Origin of the sequence: Vibrio sp. 10N.286.45.E10 (assembly GCF_002874195.2) — a bacterium.
Lineage (GTDB): Bacteria > Pseudomonadota > Gammaproteobacteria > Enterobacterales > Vibrionaceae > Vibrio > Vibrio crassostreae.
This window is the reverse complement of the sequence record NZ_MCWD02000001.1, coordinates 2,392,159-2,410,983: the sequence shown is the minus strand read 5'-3', so window position 1 is coordinate 2,410,983 and position 18,825 is coordinate 2,392,159. Positions and strand designations below refer to the sequence as shown.

General features: G+C 43.0%; 10 protein-coding genes and 7 pseudogenes. 9 read left to right on the top strand and 8 right to left on the bottom strand.

The window, feature by feature from the left end; genetic code table 11:
* Window positions 1-295 precede the first annotated feature (295 nt).
* Window positions 296-1,984: an AMP-binding protein gene (locus BCU34_RS10635; protein WP_102479080.1), complete on the bottom strand. Its 1,689-nt coding sequence runs from the start codon at window positions 1,982-1,984 to the stop codon at window positions 296-298.
* Between the two features lie 83 nt (window positions 1,985-2,067).
* Window positions 2,068-2,511: pseudogene (locus BCU34_RS10630) on the bottom strand (helix-turn-helix domain-containing protein); the annotation flags it as partial.
* Window positions 2,512-2,608: 97 nt separating this feature from the next.
* On the opposite strand from BCU34_RS10630, the gene BCU34_RS10625 reads away from it, so the two are divergent.
* The gene (locus tag BCU34_RS10625; RefSeq protein ID WP_102480625.1) at window positions 2,609-3,736 is read left to right on the top strand and encodes an ISAs1 family transposase; all 1,128 of its coding nucleotides are present in this window, start codon (window positions 2,609-2,611) and stop codon (window positions 3,734-3,736) included.
* 10 nt (window positions 3,737-3,746) lie between these two features.
* Here BCU34_RS10625 and BCU34_RS10620 read toward each other — a convergent pair.
* Window positions 3,747-4,064: pseudogene (locus BCU34_RS10620) on the bottom strand (AraC family transcriptional regulator); the annotation flags it as partial.
* A 194-nt stretch (window positions 4,065-4,258) separates the two neighbouring features.
* On the opposite strand from BCU34_RS10620, the gene BCU34_RS10615 reads away from it, so the two are divergent.
* Entirely contained in the window at window positions 4,259-4,429 is a 171-nt protein-coding gene (locus tag BCU34_RS10615; RefSeq protein ID WP_102480233.1) for a Flp family type IVb pilin, read from the top strand.
* Between the two features lie 157 nt (window positions 4,430-4,586).
* A pseudogene (locus BCU34_RS10610) lies at window positions 4,587-4,808 on the top strand (prepilin peptidase); the annotation flags it as partial.
* Between the two features lie 29 nt (window positions 4,809-4,837).
* On the opposite strand, the pseudogene BCU34_RS10605 reads toward BCU34_RS10610, so the two are convergent.
* Window positions 4,838-5,989, bottom strand: a pseudogene (locus BCU34_RS10605) (IS3 family transposase).
* Window positions 5,990-6,047: 58 nt separating this feature from the next.
* Between BCU34_RS10605 and BCU34_RS10600 the strand changes: the two are divergent.
* The 5 genes and pseudogenes from BCU34_RS10600 to BCU34_RS10580 form a co-directional block, all read left to right on the top strand.
* Window positions 6,048-6,878 (top strand): annotated as a pseudogene (locus tag BCU34_RS10600) (tetratricopeptide repeat protein); the annotation flags it as partial.
* An 18-nt stretch (window positions 6,879-6,896) separates the two neighbouring features.
* Window positions 6,897-7,232: pseudogene (locus BCU34_RS10595) on the top strand (hypothetical protein); the annotation flags it as partial.
* Between the two features lie 67 nt (window positions 7,233-7,299).
* Window positions 7,300-8,436, top strand: coding sequence for an ISAs1 family transposase (locus BCU34_RS10590; protein ID WP_413216405.1), 1,137 nt, complete (start codon window positions 7,300-7,302; stop codon window positions 8,434-8,436).
* 4 nt (window positions 8,437-8,440) lie between these two features.
* Window positions 8,441-9,913, top strand: a pseudogene (locus BCU34_RS10585) (hypothetical protein); the annotation flags it as partial.
* Window positions 9,906-10,826 carry a glycosyltransferase family 2 protein gene (locus BCU34_RS10580; protein WP_048658128.1) on the top strand — a complete coding sequence of 307 codons (921 nt, stop codon included), beginning with the start codon at window positions 9,906-9,908 and terminating at the stop codon, window positions 10,824-10,826. The pseudogene BCU34_RS10585 and the gene BCU34_RS10580, both read left to right, overlap by 8 nt.
* A gap of 150 nt (window positions 10,827-10,976) precedes the next feature.
* Here BCU34_RS10580 and chrA read toward each other — a convergent pair whose 3' ends face one another.
* Entirely contained in the window at window positions 10,977-12,125 is a 1,149-nt protein-coding gene (chrA, locus tag BCU34_RS10575; protein ID WP_102432811.1) for a chromate efflux transporter, read from the bottom strand.
* A 101-nt stretch (window positions 12,126-12,226) separates the two neighbouring features.
* On the opposite strand from chrA, the gene BCU34_RS10570 reads away from it, so the two are divergent.
* Window positions 12,227-13,153, top strand: coding sequence for a LysR family transcriptional regulator (locus BCU34_RS10570; RefSeq protein WP_048658126.1), 927 nt, complete (start codon window positions 12,227-12,229; stop codon window positions 13,151-13,153).
* Window positions 13,154-13,423: 270 nt separating this feature from the next.
* Here the strand turns inward: BCU34_RS10570 and BCU34_RS10565 are convergent, their stop codons facing one another.
* From BCU34_RS10565 to ygjJ, 3 genes are all read right to left on the bottom strand, one after another.
* Window positions 13,424-14,764, bottom strand: a complete 1,341-nt coding sequence (locus BCU34_RS10565) for an MATE family efflux transporter (protein ID WP_102479927.1) — start codon at window positions 14,762-14,764, stop codon at window positions 13,424-13,426.
* A gap of 379 nt (window positions 14,765-15,143) precedes the next feature.
* Window positions 15,144-17,519, bottom strand: coding sequence for an alpha-glucosidase (ygjK, locus tag BCU34_RS10560; protein WP_102479438.1), 2,376 nt, complete (start codon window positions 17,517-17,519; stop codon window positions 15,144-15,146).
* A 15-nt stretch (window positions 17,520-17,534) separates the two neighbouring features.
* Window positions 17,535-18,599 (bottom strand): protein YgjJ, encoded by a 1,065-nt coding sequence (ygjJ, locus tag BCU34_RS10555; protein ID WP_102479437.1) that lies wholly within the window; start codon window positions 18,597-18,599, stop codon window positions 17,535-17,537.
* Window positions 18,600-18,825 lie beyond the last annotated feature (226 nt).

Sequence of the window (18,825 nt, the reverse complement as noted above, 5' to 3'; positions counted from 1 at the left end):
CGAACAGGTAGTTTCCATAATAGCGACAAATAAACAGGGAATACAAGAGAGGGAAAATGAAAGCAATAACCTGTTGGGTTGGCAGATTTGTTACTCAGGCACTTAAAACTATTGATAAAAATAAGATGAGGAAGGTGACTAAATCGAGACAAATTATTTGCTCGGAATCGCTAAGTAGCCGAATGAGAGATGATATCGGTTTGGATAATGAGAGTAGTGATGCTGCGGATTATACTAAGTACTTATAATTTGAGCTTACAAAAAAGGAGCCGTAATGGCTCCCTCTCGGTTTTGATTATTCTTCCCAAACCACCAATTTATCTTTTGGCCAGTTATGTCCGATTTCATGGTATTTCTGCTCAAGAATATGTCGCTTGATTTTGAGAGTAGGGGTTAACACGCCATTCTCAATGCTCCATGGTTCCTTAATCATCAGTACACCCTTGATCTTCTCATGTGAGCCGAGCTGCTCGTTCATTTTCTCGATAACGCGCTTTGTCGTTCTCTCATAACGAGCTCGGTCAAAGTTAGGGAAGTCATGCGGTACCACCAGTAGGATTGGGCCTGGTAGACCAAGACCTATCAAACACATCATTTCTACGCGGCTGTACTCAAAGAGTTTATTTTCGATAGGCACAGGAGCAACGAACTTACCTTTAGCGGTTTTAAAGGTATCTTTCTTACGCCCGCGAATCGTTAGGTAACCTTCACTATCGATATCACCGATATCACCGGTATGAAGCCAACCATCGGAGTTAAAAGATTCTTGGGTTGCAATATCATTTTTGTAGTAACCAGAGAATAAGCCTTTGCCTCGAACTAGAATCTCTTCATCTTCAGCTATTTTGAGTTCGATCCCTGGACCTGCATTACCAACCGTACCAATTTTATCGGCTCTGAATGGGTAGTTGAGCGTGCTATAGGCGAAAGACTCTGTCATGCCCCATGCCTCGGTAATGTGCAAACCAACACTCTCATACCATGCCAGTAGAGCGGGTGATACTGGAGCTGAGCCACATCCAAGAACACGAGCTTGATCTAATCCTAAACCGTCAGCCAGCTTCTTCTTAATGATGTTGTTGATAAACGGAATCTTAAGTAAGAAGTTCAGTTTCTTCTGAGGCAATTTGTCTTGGATTCGCTGCTGGAACAGCGTCCATAAGCGAGGAACTGAAATAAACAGAGTAGGACGATGCATTTTCACATCATCAATAAACGTGTCTAAAGATTCAGGGAAAGCCGTGACCACGCCACCCATGACTGAAGAACCAAAGATGTAAACGCGTTCTGTAATATGAGCAAGTGGTAGGTAAGAAAACAGGCGATCGCCGGGTTGGATACCAATATGGTCGATCAGTCTTTGAACTGACCATGTAAAGGCGCCGTATGTAAGCATTGCCCCTTTTGGTAATCCAGAGGTGCCGGATGTATACACTAATGACATTAACTTGTCGTCGTGATGTTGAGGACGTTTGGTGGATGGTTCATGCGTATCGATCAGCTGTTCAAATGTGTGTTGGCATTTGGCAGCCGTATCGTATGGTAGAGAGATGCTGATTAAGCTCGGATTGTCATCCAGTACCTTTTGGGTAGCAGCAGGATCATCTAGCTTACCTGCAATCACTATTTTACTTTCACTGTGCTCAATACAGTATTGGATGGTATCTGCACCAGCTGTTGGAAAGATTGGGACGCTGACAAAATCTCCTAACATCATGGCAAGGTCGCAGATGAACCACTCTGCACAGTTTTTCGATACGAGAGCGACTCGATCGCCCGGTTGGGCGCCGAGCCCTTCTAGTGCTGACGCCAGTTTCAGTGCTTTGTCGGCTACTTCTTTATAAGTAAATTCGACAAATTGGCGGTTAATAATCTGTTTCAAATAGACTTCGTTTGGGCGTTCTTCTGCCCATTTTAAAATCATGTCATTGGGTGTAGGGAGAGCTGTTGCTTGTTCTTGGCTAAACTCGTTAGGCTGAATCATTGTCTAACTCCATGTTTTTCGCTAAGTTATTTTTGTTAAAATCATGTTAAATGTACCATGATTTTTTCTTTTAGGGAGTAAAATTAGCGTTTTCTGTTATCTGTGCAGGCACGCCTGTAACTTGCTGGGGTTACACCAGTCCTTTTCTTAAAAATTCTCGAAAAATACGACACATCCTTGTATCCACATTGATAGGCAATTACAGCAATTTTTGACTCGGTATCCGCCTCAATCAACTTTTTAGCTAGTAGAACTCTTTTGTCACAAACAAAGTCTCTAAAGCTTACCCCAAAGTGTAGATGAAACTTTTTCGAAAAGTAGGTTGTTGAACAATGGCACTTCTCGGCGATCTCCGTTTCTCTGATTTCTTTGTTTATGTTATCCATAACATAGTTAACAACCTCAGAAGTAAACAATTTGGTAGGCAGTTGATTGTTGTTATTTATGTCTCTGTCGAGATCGAAGTGAGGTTCGAAGATATGCTGTGTTTTACGCTTAAGTTCTTCGAATGTACTGGTCAGATGATTGCCAGGGCAAGATCATGAACATTTTTCGCCCAATGGTTGACTAACGTTGACCTGATGGGTTGGTTGTGATCTTATTCTCCTCTTTTGAGGAGCACCCATGAATTTAGATACCATCAAAACGTATTTCAGCATCATTCGAGACGAACGACAAAGCGCAAAAGTAGACTATCCTCTGTTCGACATTTTATTTGGTTCAATTTGTGCCGTAATAGCCGGAGGTCAAGGCTGGACTGATATTCGCGAGTATGTTCTCGGACACCATGAATGGTTTCTTAAACATGGTTTATTCGAAAAAGGTGTGCCGGTTGATGATACCTTTGCTCGTCTGATTTCAAACATCGACCCGGCAGAGTTCCGAGATTGCTTTCTAGCCTGGATGAAAGCAGTGCACAAGTTAACTGGTGGTGAGGTGGTAGCCATTGACGGCAAAACTTTACGGGGTTCCTATGACAGAAACGACAGGCAAAGCACCATTCACATGGTGAGTGCTTATTCCTGTGCTAATCAACTCGTATTAGGTCAGCTAAAAACCGATGCTAAGAGTAATGAAATCACAGCGATACCTGCACTCCTCCAGATGCTCGACTTACGAGGTGCTATCGTGACGATTGATGCGATGGCCTGCCAGACTAAGATAGCAAAGGCTATCACGAGCAAAGGCGGTGATTACTTATTATCGGTTAAGGGTAATCAAGGCAAGTTAGCGGCCTCGATTCAGTCCGCCTTCTCCTCACGCCGGCGAGATCCGATTGACTGGGATAGGTATCAAGTTGAGAAGCAGAAGGGCCGGATTGAAGCGCGTACTTGTCATATCCTGAGTGCTCGTGAGTTGGAGGGTGACTTCTCCACTTGGGATAGGTTAACCAGTATTGTGATGGTCGAAAACTACCGAGCAACAAAAGGCAAGGCTCCAGAGTTGGAGTATCGTTACTACATTAGTTCAGCAGAACTGACCTCAGAGCAGGCAAGAGAGGCTATCCGTGCCCACTGGGGCATTGAATCCATGCATTGGATTTTAGATGTCAGTATGGGTGAAGATGCTTGTCAGATTTATAGAGAAAATGCTGCTGAAAACATGGCGGGATTAAGACATATGGCATTGAACATGCTCAGAGCTGAGTCAACCAAGATTAGCGTACCGATGAAACAGAAGCGGTGTATGATGAAGCCTGCCTACTTGGAACAAGTTCTTATGGCTGGATTTACATCGATGGCTAAATCTTAACCATTCATGCGGACGCCCTGAGATGATTGCTGTTTGTTTCGATAATGAAAAATATATTCTTATGATTTCGAACGATATTAGGTAACTGGTCCGAGCAAATAATGACTATTCGCTTGTTCAAGTTTTCACAAATAGATAATGCCATTGTAAGTAGTTGAAGTTTATCCGGTCTATTCAAGATAAAAAATACCAGTCTGACATCTAAGTTACTGATTATAGATATATCTTGCTTATAATTTTCAATGGGGAAGTAGTGGTTTATTTTATTGATAATAACAGCATTAAATTCACTGTCTTTATCTGATAATAAAGGTGTGACTACTTTCATATAAATGCCAACTCTATTTCATATTCAACTTCGAGTTTAAAAATAGATAAATTAAGATGCGTAATAATTAGATTAGAAGTACCACAAAAAAGTGCAAGTAAATGGCAAGAAAATCCTAACCTAATATATCTCTCACCTCTAGATTTAGTTTACAGGTAAACAAAGCCTGATACGTAAATCAAGGAGAGGTTCTCATGGATAAGTTTTTGAATAATTGTAAAGAATTCATGAAAGATGAAGAAGGGTTGACTGTAATCGAGTATGTAATCGGTGCAGCTTTATTGGTATTAGGTTTAACAACCGTATTTTCTGGTTTAGGGGCTACACTCGCAGCGAAACTGAACAGTATTGTTAATGGTCTATGATCGGTTAGGAGTGAGACAGCAAAGAGGGCTTACTTCGGTTGCCTACATTGTCGCTGCTGCGTTACTTGTCATTGCTATAGGATTGGTTTTTTCTGGGATGGCAACAGCCTTACTTAGCAAAATCCAGAGCATTTTTTCGAGTGTATGAATTGAATATATGATTAATGAGCCTTCAGTTTTTTGGGCGTTGCTAATTGCAGTTTCGGTATACGATGTTGAGAAACATCGTATACCAAACAAAATATTGATACTGTTTTTGTTTGTGTACTTTTTATCAATGTTTAACCGCAATTACACCTTTGATGTTTTTTTAATGTCCTTAGTTGGATTCGTGGTGTTTTTTTGTTTTGGATTACTCTTATATTTTTTAAGAGCTATTGATCTGCTCCAGTTAGACTGGACACCGCATTAAGCGACATATTGTTTTTCAAAGTTAACTGGACTTAGATACCCAAGGGCACTGTGCCTTCTTGTTCGATTATAATCAACTTCGATATATTCAAAAAGTGCTTGGCGCATCTCTTCTCGCGTCATTATCGGCTCGTATTGAACGGCTTCTACTTTCATTGAGTGGAAAAAGCTTTCAACACAGGCGTTATCCCAGCAATTTCCCTTCCTACTCATACTTTGTTTTAGATTATGGGCTGAGATTAAGTCTCTGTAATCTTTTGAACAATATTGGCTACCTCTATCACTATGGATAATTACCCCTTCGGGCATGCCTCTACGGAACAATGCCATTGATAGCGCATCACAGACCAGAGTCGCGGTCATTCTGGTGCTCATTGACCAACCAACTACTTGCCGTGAGTACAAGTCGATAACAACCGCCAAATACATCCAACCTTCGCTTGTCGCTAGATAGGTAATATCTCCAGCCCATTTTTGGTTTGGTGCTGTCGCATTAAAATCTTGCTCTAGCAAGTTCGGGGGCAACAGGAAGCCTATGCTTGCTGTCTGTCGTACATTTAAACTTACGGGCTGCCTTCGCGACTAAGCTCTGGCGCTTCATGCTCGTGGCAATGGTTTTTACATCGTGCTTATTACCATTTGCCTCAAGTTCTTTTTGAATACGCCTTGCACCGTCGCGTTCCTTTTTATCATCAAAGACTTCTCGAACTTTGCTGTCAAGCTGCTTTCGGTGCTCGTTGCGTTGAGTGACTTTATGGCGATTATCAATCCAATAATAAAACCCACTTCGAGAAACCCCAAACACCTTAGCCATACGGACAATCCTATATTGCATAAGGTGTTCGAGCATAAACTCATAGCAATCTACTTTAGATTTTTCGCGAAGTAGGTGGCGGCCTTTTTTACGATATCTAGCTCTTCAGCTTGCTCAGCCAATAACCGTTTGAGTTTGGCATTTTCAGTGGCGAGTTCCCTTTCTCTATCGCTGATTTTCGCATCTTTTTTGACGGCTTTACGCCATCCATAAATTTGAGATTCATACAACGATAGCTGTCGTGCCGCAGCAGCGACACCGACTTTCTCTGCCAACTTAAGTGCTTCGGATTTAAATTCAGGAGCATGTTTGATTCGTGTTTTCTTAGTTGTCATTGTTCACCTCGTTAGTGATTGTACTCACTTAACTCAGTGTCCAAAACTTCTGGTGCAGATCATTGCTCTGCGAGACAACAATATAGACTTGGCTTTATATGAATATATACGCTCTTTGTCCTTCCCTGAAAAAGAGTTTCACGATAAAACCTTGTTCACTATTGGCCAAATACATTCGTCTCGCGGTAACTATGCGTTGGCCGAGAAAGCTTACCTAGCAGCGCTAGATTTTAATCCTGCCCACACCGAAGTATTGGAGCAGTTAGGTGTTTTGTATACCAAGCAACGCCGTACCGATGAAGGTCGAAGCTATTTCTTTAAAGCGATTAATTCAGACCAGGTTCGTTTAAAAAGCAGCGAAACTATCCAAAATTACCAAGCGTTGAGTCAAAGTGAAGTGGCCAGTTTGAAGGTAGACAGCATGTCCCCAGCATTGGCTTATATGGGGATTGGTGTATTGGAAGATGTTGACGGAAAGCATCAGATCGCACAAGAGTACTTCAAAAAGTCACTGACGATAGATAAAAGCTCAGTCAAAGCTTTGTTGAATATGGGCTACTCCCACTACATGTATGGTAACTATAAGGAAGCGTATCAATACACGCGTTCAGCCTTAGAGTTAGAACCGAATAATGAAAAAGCTCAGAATAATCTAGCACTTATTTATTTAGCCTCTGGGGATATTAAAAAGGCAACCAACGTGTTCATGAGGCACATGGATGCCCCGGAAGCGTTGAATAATGTTGGCTACTTCCTCATCTTACAAGGAAAACCTGATCAGGCGGTTCCATATCTACAGCAAGCTATCGATAAAAAATCATCTTACTACAAAGTAGCAAATGAAAACTTAAACAGAGCACTAGCGGAAGTGAGAGAGATGGAACAATAGTGAATTGATTTTGGCTTAATGAAAAGGATATTCATATTGCCTAAAAGTGAGAGTTTTAACAAAGACATCATAGCTATTTCTGTAATTTGGCTCGTATGTGCCATTTTTATATTTATTTATAAGTGGGAGAGCATTTCAATACTCAACCTGAATGACAATGACGATTATATGCGTTTTGTTCAGTTTCAGGAGTGGATGAGGAATGGTCATTGGTACCTAGAGCCAATGAGTAACTTTAATGCCGATGACGGTATTATTATTCATTGGTCTCGATTTCCTGATCTAATGCTCTCTTCAGTCGCTTTCCCATTGATATTTATGGTTGATGATAGCCTTGCTAAGGCAAGATCATTATAAATTTGAACTTTTCCTAATTTAAGGGATCAGATCTGGTAACTATTATCCATTTAGAGTCTTTTCCATGTCTGATTCGTTTCTAGAGCATTTCGAAAACATCGTTGACCCTCGCATTGAACGATGTAAAAAACACCAACTCTTAGATATTCTTTTACTTGCTATTAGTGCGGTGATTTCTGGCGCGGAGGGCTGGGAGGACATCGAAGATTTCGGCCATAATCGTTTAGATTGGCTTCGTAAATACCGTCCATTCCTCAATGGCATCCCTCGTCACGATACAATTGCAAGAGTTATCACCAAACTCAGAGCAGATGAGATTGAGCAAGCGTTTCAGTCGTGGATGAAGACGCTAGTTCAAACGACAGGCACTGATATCATTGCCGTAGATGGCAAAACAGCACGCCACTCTTTCGATACTCGCGGAAGAAAAAATCCGCTTCATTCGGTGAGTGCGTGGAGTTGCTCCAACCAACTTGTTTTAGGTCAGGCCGCCGTTGACGATAAAAGCAATGAAATAACCGCTATTCCTAAATTGTTAACCTTACTTGATATAGAGAACTGCATCATCACACTCGATGCGATGGGTTGTCAGCGCAAGATTGCCAAACAAATAGTTCAAAGCAAAGCGGACTATGTCTTGGCCCTAAAAGGGAATCACTCAACGATGCAGGCAGAGCTAGAAGCTTGGTGGCATAAGGCGTGTCGAGAGCAATTCACCGAGAAGAACTATGCTCAACACACGGATGTAGACGCAGGACATGGTCGAATCGAGACGCGACACTGTGAGCACCTTGTGGTTGATAAAGAATGGCTGACTAAACAATATCATTGGGAGGGACTTAGAAGCATTATTAAAATCACTTCTGAGGTCGAGCACTCCATAACATGCAAGGTTAGCAAAGAGACTCGTTGGTATATCAGTTCACTGGAATTAGATGCAGAACAAGCACTTAAAGCTGTCCGTGGTCATTGGCAAGTAGAGAGTATGCACTGGATGTTAGACATGACCTTCAGAGAAGATGAATGCCGAATTAGAAAAGGAAATGGTGCGTTGGCTTTTAATGCGTTAAGGAAAATAGCCCTCAACTTGTTTAAGTTTGATACAACCCAAAAGATGAGTATGGCTCGAAAGAAAAAGAATGCAGCACTGAATGATGAATACCGCTCAGTGCTTTTAGAGTCTGCGGTTAAAATGCGCTAGCCTTAATAGCCTTGCTTATACTATCTCGATTTCTATTGTCCCTTTGCTTTATTTATTGTTCTTCGCATTATCGTGCTTTTACCTATGCGAACGTTTCTTAGGCGCTAAGTACCGCTTTATCAGCACGATGTTTGCTATTTTTTCTCCTGCGATAATACACTTCTTACCTGGTTCTATTGACCATCATAATATTCAACTTATTTTGGCAACGCTCTTCTTATCAGTAACACCGACTTCTATCAACAACCTAAGGCAATCATGGCGAGTGTATGCTCAGGCCGTTTTCGTGTCTCTATCTCTATGGACTGGGATGGATAATGTTTTGTTGTTTATGATTTTCTTAATTATTTATACTGTGTATTACTGCTTCGTTCGTGACGAGTGGTTTAGTTATGTCTCTAAGTTATACGTAACTTGTTCGATTTTTGGAGCTTGTGCTGTTTTATTAAATAGGCCTTATGATGAGTTCTTTGCTTTTAAATATGATGAAATCTCATTTATTATCATCATTCTTTTTTTTAGTGGTTGGGTGTTTGTCAATGCTTACAACCTATTGAATAATAATAGAAAAAACTTAACTCAAAGATTTTTATTGTTTGTTTTTCTTGGTTTGTTGTGTTTACTTCCGGTTGTTATTCTTTACCCCTCACTGACTAGTGCTTTGTTTATTGATTACCCACCGATATTAAAGTTGTATTGGCTTGATCAAGTTGCCGAAGCTAAATCTGTCGCAACATACATAGCAATGAATGGCTTTTTTTCAGTGGATAATTATTTGTTGCTATTAGTTCCCGCAATGTTGTATCCATTCTTTCGAAATAAAAACCCACACTGTGCAATCTTGTATCTCATTTTTATGTTTAATTTAGCCCTTGCGATGTTTTGGCAGATTAGAGTGATGAGGTTGTGTTTTGTTTTGGCGGCACCTTTTCAAGCATATTTTGTAATTAAAGTGTCTGAATACGTTAGGTATTCACTACTGAAAATGCTGATTATTTTCTCAGGTACTCCATTGGCGTTAGCGTTTGTCATTCTCGCTTTATCTCCAGCAGAGGAAGTGACTACCAAACTTGATAAGACCGATAAGTTACCAGTCATCTTTAAGGTGCTGAAAGATAACGGTATTAACTCTCATACAATTCTTTCAGGAATAGAAACAGGTGCACCTGTATTGGCCAAAACGAACAACAATATAATCGCCGCGCCTTATCATAGAAATATTGTGGGTAACCAATTTTTAATCGAAGTGATGTTAGAAGAGGACATGCTTCTAGCAAGAAACAAAATAGTCGATAAAAAGGTTGATTATATATTGATCGGTAATGACCCTCATTTAACTCTCCTAAAGGACTCTGGAAGCGAGGACTCTTTAGTTAGGAGACTTCATGGGGATAATATCCCGGCTTGGTTAGACGTTACATATGATGGAATTGAGGATGGTTATCGAGTTTTTAAAGTAAGGAGTGAGCATGAATAAACAGAAAGTCGCAGTATTACTCCCATGTTATAACGAAGCCGGAGCCATTGGTGAAACGGTCACGTCTTTTCAACAAGCCTTACCTGATGCATCCATTTATGTTTATGACAATAATTCAACCGACAACACGGTCAACGAGGCGTTACAAGCAGGGGCGATTGTGCGACATGAGCCGCGCCAAGGTAAAGGGGAGGTTGTGAGGCGGATGTTTTCTGATATCGACGCCGATATCTATGTGATGGCTGATGGTGATGATACCTATGACGCCTCAATATGCCCCGAGCTGATCGACCAACTAAATAATGAAAAGCTCGATATGATCATTGGCAGTCGCGAGCGAACTTCAATGGCTTATCCCAAGGGACATATCCTTGGGAACAAGATGTTTTCATCTCTGATTAACTTAGCATTCAATGCGCAATTGAATGATGTGTTTTCTGGCTATCGAATTATGAGCCATAGATTTGTCAAAACCGCACCTATCTTCAGCGATGGTTTCCAGATAGAAACAGAACTTACCGTGCATGCGTTACACCATAATATGTCAATCAAAGAAGTCTCGACTCAATACCAATCTAGACCTGAAGGGACTACCAGCAAACTGAACACCTTGAGCGATGGTCTCAAGATTCTAAATTTTATCTTGTTCTTATTGAGAGATGTAAAGCCGATGTTTTTCTTTGGCTCTCTCTCGATATTGCTAGGTTTTATTTCATTGATCTTGGGTATCCCCGTCATTGTTGATTTTGTTGATACAGGATTGGTTGAGAGGCTACCTACAGCTGTTTTGTCTAGCTCAATAGCTTTGATCGCGGTGATGTCTTTTTTCTGCGGTTTGATACTCGATAACGTATCACGAGGTAGGCGAGAGATGAGAATACTCTCTATTTTAAGATTTAAGGACGATGAATGACTTAGCTGAGATATTTGGCTAAGAGATCAATCCTCGAGAGCATGAGCTTTGAGATGGAATTACCAACTATATAGCGGGTGATAGGTAGATTAAATTATGAAAGACGAAAGTAAGAAGCAAGCGGTTCGCTTACTTCTTACCTTAAACCTATTAGACCGCCAGTCCTGTCATTGCGCCAAAGACAATGAACAACCCTACTAACCCAACAATAGGTAACTTCACGGTTTTCAATAACCACACACCAACAATGATCAGAGCGAAATCTAAGCCACTACTCACTACACTTGTGAAGATGGGTTGATATAGTGCTGCCAATAACAAACCTACAACCGACGCATTCACACCTGTAAGTGCACCAGCCACTAAAGGTTTGCTTGCAATCGCCTGCCAGTTCTTCAGTACACCCATTAGCAATAATAAGCCCGGTAAGAATACAGCAATCGTTGCGAGTAGGGCGCCGGTGATCGGTGCTGATGGCATCAACACATAACCTAGATAAGTGGCTAACGTAAACATCGGGCCAGGTACTGCTTGCGCCGCTGCATAACCTGTTAGGAAGGCATCTTGAGACAGTTGGTCGCCAATACCATTTTGTAGTAGTGGAAGTACCACGTGGCCGCCACCAAATACTAGGCTGCCTGCTTGATAGAACAGGCCAAACACTTCAATGCCTTGAGAGTAAGCACTGAATAGAGGCAAGCCAACCAGCAAAGCAACAAAAATCACGAGAGGCGTTACCGATATTTTTTGTGTTGAAGGTATCGTTTTAAGCTCTTGTGAGGTTAAGAACTTACTGCCAACGATCGCTGCAAATAGAAGCACTAAAACTTGAGGCCAGATGCCAGGAATCAGTAGCAGAACAATTGCGGTAATCACACATAAGGCGGTCGCGATCTTCGATTGGCAAAAGTTTTTGTACATGCCGAAAGTGGCATCAGCCACAACCACAACGGCGAGTAACTTAAGCCCGTGGATGACAGAGATGAACAGCGGAGCTTCCAACAATTGGTTACTCACTAACGCCAAAATCAGCATCAGAATGACAGATGGAGAAGTGAAGCCGACAAATGCAGCAATCGCACCTGTTAAGCCTCCTTTCTTGTAGCCAACCGCAAAGCCAACCTGACTTGAACCTGGGCCCGGAAGAAATTGGCTGAGGGCGACAATTTGCCCGTACTCTTCGTCGGACAACCAATTCAGTTTTTCAACAAAGGTTTTACGGAAGTAGCCAATGTGTGCTGCTGGTCCACCGAAGCTAATCCAGCCAAGCCAGAAAAAGGTTTTAAAAATTGAAAGCATGATCGATTCCAGATAAATGTTTAGCGTAATTTAGGTGGAGTTAAACTATGATTCAAATTAATTGTTTTAATTATAACTATGAATGAAATGGGTTGTTTGGCATGGCTGATTTTAATTGGAAAGGGATCGACCTTAACTTGTTGATTGCACTGCAGGCTTTGTATAAAACGAATAGCGTGAGTAAGGCTGCTGAGCGTTGTTATGTCAGCCAATCTGCGATGAGCCATAGCTTACAAAGGCTACGAAAGTTGTTTGATGACCCTTTGTTTGAGCGTGTAGGTAGCAAAATGGAGGCGACCGACCGAGCCATTGAACTATCAAGTACCGTGGATGCGCTACTGAATACCATCCAGTCTGAGGTGCTGTTGTCAAAATCGTTTGATGCAGAAACTTATAAAGGGACTTGGAAGATTGGTCTCACTGATTATGCCGAGCAGATGTTCGCTCCAATATTGTTTGACCTGATTAAGCAATCCTCTCCTTACTCCCAAGTAGCGTTGTTCAATGTAAACCGGAGTAACTACCAGCAAGTCTTTGAAGATGCCAAGCTTGATATGACGATAGGCAGCTTTGGTGAGGTATCAAAGCAGTATCGAACAAAGCATTTGTACACGGAGCAACATGTTTGTTTACTTGACCAATCGGTTCTATCTATTGAGGAACCTATGTCGCTAGAACAATTTGTTGCTGTCGAGCACGCACTCGTTTCCCCGGCAGGGGCTTTAAAGACGGGAGTAGATACTCGTTTAGCTGAACTCGGTTTAAGCCGGAAAGTCGCGATATCTTCCAGTAACTTTTTAACTGTTAAGCGGCTCATTCGTGGTAGAGAACTATTGTGTATTGTCCCCAAGCTAGTCGCGCGCAAGGATATTGATAGTGAAGAAACCTTACTAGCTGTGAAGCCACCAATTGATGTTCCAGATTTTGATATCCAGCTTGTTTATAGAAAGGCAAAGCATTTAGATGATAAAAATAAACGACTTAGAAAGCTGATTACTAATGCGATCTCATCTGTGATTTCCGAATAGTTTATTGTGTCGGTTAATCGTCAAATTCATATGAATTAATTTTAGAAAAATCCGGTTTATTATAAGAATCCGACTATACTTAATTTACGACTCAAAGCAGTCGCAAAGAATAGGTTTTTTGATTTACCTAAGTAAAAAAATTGGTTATATCTTCATGATATAGCTTAAAAATCTACCAGGCTAAACGGACTTAGTTGGTCTTAAAAGCGCTAGCTCCCCCTAGCGCTTTTTTCTTTTGGTCGAGATAAATTTAGACGTATCAACAACAACCTAAAAAGAGAATCGAGTCCATTTCTTCGCTCGCCAGCGATAGGCCATGATGATTCCACGGAACCACTCGTCCATCGCTATTGCCATCCAAGCCCCTAATACGCCATAACCCCAATGCACGCCAAGCAAGTAGCTCATGGCAACCCCAATGCCCCACATGCTGAGAATACCCATTTTGATCGGGAATTTAATGTCGCCAGCGGCCTTTAGACAAGAGATAAAGATCAGGTTAAATACTCGGCCAGCTTCAAGAATGATGGAACCTGCAATCAGCGCGGCAGTTAGCGCAACGATCTCTGGATCTTGCGTGAACAGATCGAGAATTTCGAAACGGAACACATAAACCATGCAGGTAATCGCAGTTGAGGCGATAAAACCAACCACAAAGTAGCGTTGCACGCGCTTGGTGATCTCGTCGATCCAACCCTTGCCAATGTAATAGCCTGTTTGGATTTGGCTGCCTTGACCAATCGCCAGTGCAAACGCAAAAGAGAGGCGAGCGATGTTTTGTGCGTAAGTAAACGCAGCCAGTGAAGAGGTGCCCATCTGCACTACAAAGAAGGTAATGCTGATCTGAGCCATGTTATAAGAGAGCACTTCTCCTGCGTTCATCGAGCCGATCTTAATGATTTTTTGATAGATGGCTTTCGGCACAGATTTAAACTGCTTCACTGGTAGATCTATCCCTTTGCTTCTGACCACACCAATTAAGATCAACATCCCGATCACTTGGCTGATTACAGTCGCGGTCGCAACCCCTTGCACGCCGTATACAGGCAAACCAAAAGGTTGATATAAGGCACAATAGTTGCCGAATACGTTGATGACGCCAGCAATCATGTTGATCACCATTGGTGACTTTGAATAGCCATGACTGCGCAGAATAGTAGTGAGAACCACACCAATGGTTACATTGAAGGTGAGAGCACCACTGATGAATAGGTATTCTTGTGCGTATTGCTCGACTTGAGGTTCGAGTTGATAGAGCGGGATAAAATATTCAGCAACAAGAACGGCAATCACACTCAGTAGCACACCGGCAATAATGGCCAGAATGATGCTCGCTACGCCCACGTGAGCGCTCTCTTGAGTGCGGGAGGCACCGTTGTACTGCGCGATTAAAATCCCTGTACCACTGCTGACCATAGTTGAGACAATGATCAGGAAAAAGGATATCTGAGAAATAACACCAACGGCAGACACGGCTTTGTCCGAGTATCCCGATAACATGAATACATCACTGGTGTTGAGTGCGGTTCTTAAAAGAACTTCGATAAAAATTGGCCAGGTGAGCGCAACGATTCCCATACGTTTGTTTAGGGTGGAATCAGTATTAGGCATTTAGGTTTTCTCAAAAAAGGGGTAGGCGACACTATAGTTTAGCGATTATTTAGTAAACGACTATCAAATTAATGTCCGGAAGACTAATAAGGATAAATAAAATTCGAATAAGTCTTCAGAACCCAGTGTTTCAGTGAGAGTGATGAAACTTTTGAGCGGGATTTCATAGCATGAGCACTCTTTGTTTTTTGTGAGTAAAAGCTTGCGAGTGTTAGCGGACTACAGCAAAAGGATCATGGTAGGCCAAATAGTCTAAATGCTTGTTCGCTTATTTGGCTTCAGGTGTAAAAAAGGCACTCAGCGAGATACTGAGTGCCAAAGTCTGAAATTTATGAGTTTATCTTTTCATTGAATTCCAGAAGACAGGTATAGGTTTGATTTACTCTGCGTCAGTAAAGAAATCGTTGTAAAGCATGTACAGGTGAGCTGCACTCCAAGAGAAGTTTGGTGCGCCTTGTTGTTCACCGTTCAATGGGTTGTAGTTCTCACGGATAGGACCGTCTTGAACTAATCCATCGGCATGGTCAAAGAACGCACCTGCCATTTCAATTGCGTCATCACGGTAGCCGTAGCTGTCCATGCCTTTTAGACCGAAGTAGAATTGGTCTACCCAAACGCGTCCACGCCAGTAAATGTCTGGGCCGAATGCTGGGCTAGAAAGCGCTGCCGTACCCAGCGGAACGTAGGTGTTGAACTCTGAGGTATCTTTCATCACAGAAACAACCGCATCAGCGTGATCTTGCGTTGCTGCGCCATTGAACAGTGGTGACCACCCTTCAGGGCCTTTACCACGTTCTACAATCGGTTTACCTGCACAGCCATTGGCTAGTGGTTTGTCTTCAATGCGAATGTCGTAGAAGAAGTTAGTGCCTTCGTCGAACATACAAGTGTTGATGTAGTTCGATAGGTGTTCTGCTTTTTCACGGAACTCTTTTGCTTCTGCGTCTTTACCTAGAATGTCAGCCATTTCTGCTAGGTACTTGTTATCGCTGTACATGTAGCTTGCTTGGTCGACAGATTCTTGCAGTAGCGAGTAGCCTAGCAGTGTGCCGTCTTCAGCGCGGTTTTGAGCGAACTCAACATCCCAATCGCTGCGCTTACCACCGTTTGCAACGTATGCGTCTAGCTGGTCTTTATCAATGAAGCCAAATGCGGCTGCATCGTCACGGCCTGATTCCCAAGATGCAGCCGTTTGTGCGGGGCTCTCGATGTAATCGTAGTTGCCTTCTGCTACCACTTTATCCAGTGCTGCTTGTCCTACGACTGTTTCGTGCTTATCGCCACGAACCACGGTGAAGTACATTTCACCTTCAGGTGTGTTGTGTGCTTTGTCGCGAGCAGCGCCATACTCTGGAACGCCATTGCCGTTGTTGTCACGGTTGCGTAGCCACCAGTCGTGGTATGCCACTAACTTTGGATACATCTCTTCTAGCCAAGCTTCATCGCTGGTGGTCTTATAAACTTCCATTACCGCCCATGCTGCTAGGCTCGGTTTGGTGTTACGCTCATTCCAGTTACCGCCGTCGCCGCCACGTTCTGGGCTTAGGTTGTAAGCGAGTAGATCTGGCACGTAGCCCTCATCCCAAGGGCGAACGGCATCGTCGGCTTGGATTTGGTAAGCGAACATTGCACGGATGTTATCTTTCGCTACGTCTGGGTTGAAGTGAGCCATTGCGTAGGCTTGTTTCCATGTGTCCCACGGCCAAGTTTGGTTGCCCGAGAACCAACGCGCCGTTACTGATGGTGTTACAGAGTCAAACTCCATCGCACCTGCAGCGCCGCGCCAGTTACCGTTTAGGGTTTCCATCGCCTTAACCGCAACACGCTCTTGTTCTGGTGTTGCGTTCGGGTTGGTTAAACCCATCTCAAGATAGCCTTCCCAACGCTCTGCTGATGCAGCTAAGAAATCGGTAGGGTTTGCCATGATCTTTTTGATTTCGGGCTGTTCTGCTTGCGCTTCTTCTGCCGTTAGAACATGTGAGTATGTGGTGTAGATAGTTGTCGATACTTCAATGTTTGCCGTTGAAGTAAACGTTAGGCCATCCACTTTAGTTTGCGTTGGAATCGATTTGTGAACTTGGTACTCAGACTCACCTGAAGTCAGCAGATCCCAAGTTGAACGCACTTTACCAAAGGTGACTTTCAGGCCATCGTCGGTTGCGACGATTTGACGGTCATACTCAGGGTAAGTTTCAGCGATTGTTTTGTCGGTTTGCGCCACGCCTTCTTTCGCGTGCGTCTTTTCTAGTAGTTCACCATCCCACACTAACTCAACCGGCGAGTCGGTAGTGATTTTGGTTTCTAACAGAGAAGTACGGTTTGAAGCAAAACGCATCGTCATCTCTACCGTTACATCGTCAGATTTTAGTGTCTGAACTAATGCGCCCGGTAGGCTGTAAGCTTCCATGGTGAATGCGACTTTTTTGCCATCTTTGAACACGCTTAGGCGGTCAAAGTTATCTGCCATGAAGTTAATGTATTCTTCAGTAAGCAGCGCCGTACCCGGGAAGCCGCCCATGCCTTCAGCCGTGTCTGGCAACAAGTGACCGTGCCATGCACCTAGGTCGAAGAAGGGGTTAAAACGTTGGTGGTCATCGAAGTCGTAGTCACGCATGTATTCTGGTGAACCAGTGCGGTCGATAACGTTCTTAAATTGGTTCGCTTGAAGCTCTTCAGAGCCTGTATTTGTAGCGCAACCAGTAACAACAAGTGCTGCACCGATAGCGAGAGCTGCGAATGATTTATTCAGTTTCATGATCAATTCCTGTTATTACCAGTAGAAGTATTGCATTGCGAACACCTGAGCGTCACCGATTTCAGTATCGCTGCCTACGCCAAAGCGGCTATCGAAAGCAGTCGCAAATGTGCCATTTCCGTATTCGTACCAAACGCCCGCGTTGATGTAAGAGGTGATTTCTTTGTCGCCGTTGTCACCACCAAAGTTTGCGTAGTTGTAGGCTGCCGAAAGGTAAACGCCCTGAGCCGCTTCGTACCAAGCACTGGTTTGAATACCGGATTCACTGCCAAATGATTCTTGGTTGCCTTTATCTGTGTCGTGCCAAATACGAGTCGCAAAGTTTTTGTATTCAGCACCCAATAGCAATAGTTCACCGCCATCGTTGTTACGAACTTCACCACCACCCATTAAAGTTAAGTCGTCAGTCAGATCGTATTGGAGGTAACCGTTGACCATGGCGTTCTTATCTTTCCATTGGTCTGCGAAGTTGTCGTATTTACCGAAATGAACCAGAGCATCGTCTTCAGAGAAGTCAGATTCTGGCGCGAAAGAAACGCTGTAGCGTAGCTTGCCTTCTAGGTTTTGGATCTTCACACCAACATGTACGTCACGCGTGTTTGAGATCGCGTAGCCGTACTCGACGGTAGGGTCACCCCACCATTGAACGTCATCCAATGAAGAGTCCATACGACCAACAATAAACTCTGTTTTAGCGTCGGTGCGGTAGCCAGCGTAAAAGCGGTTAAAACCACCTTCAAAGCCGCCCCAGCCGTGGCCAGTTGCCCAAGCATTGCCTTCGTCGTCAGCTTGTACTGTCCAGCCTTCCATGTAAGCAAGACCGAACCAATTACCGTGCTCGATAGCCAAGCCTGCTTCGATGTAAGTACCGTCTGCATAACGGCCTTTGTCGTCGCCTTCTAGTGCAACGTGACCACCAAGGCCAAGCTCACCATAAAAGTTAAATAGGGTTTCTGTTTCTGTTTTCGGAGGCTGAGTATCACTGTGGTTTGCTGCGGATTCTTCCGCATGGGCCGTGGTACTTAGGGCAGCAAGAATACAGCTTGTAATAAGAGTGGTTTTAGTAAAACTACTATTCATTTTAATCACTTCTGTGTCGGGGTTATAAATGAAGGTTCGTAAGCAGTTCTGACTTCTAATATGGGGTGCTCTTCAAGGCGTATTGGTCAGGTTACTTACGATCGCAAAACCGATATTAATGATTATTTTTGTGTTTAAAATTAAATCGATCTAAAAGTGTGATCTATTTTTAGTAAATTTTTACTTTTAATTTATTTTGGTTTTTAGTTGAATTTGTAAGCTAATG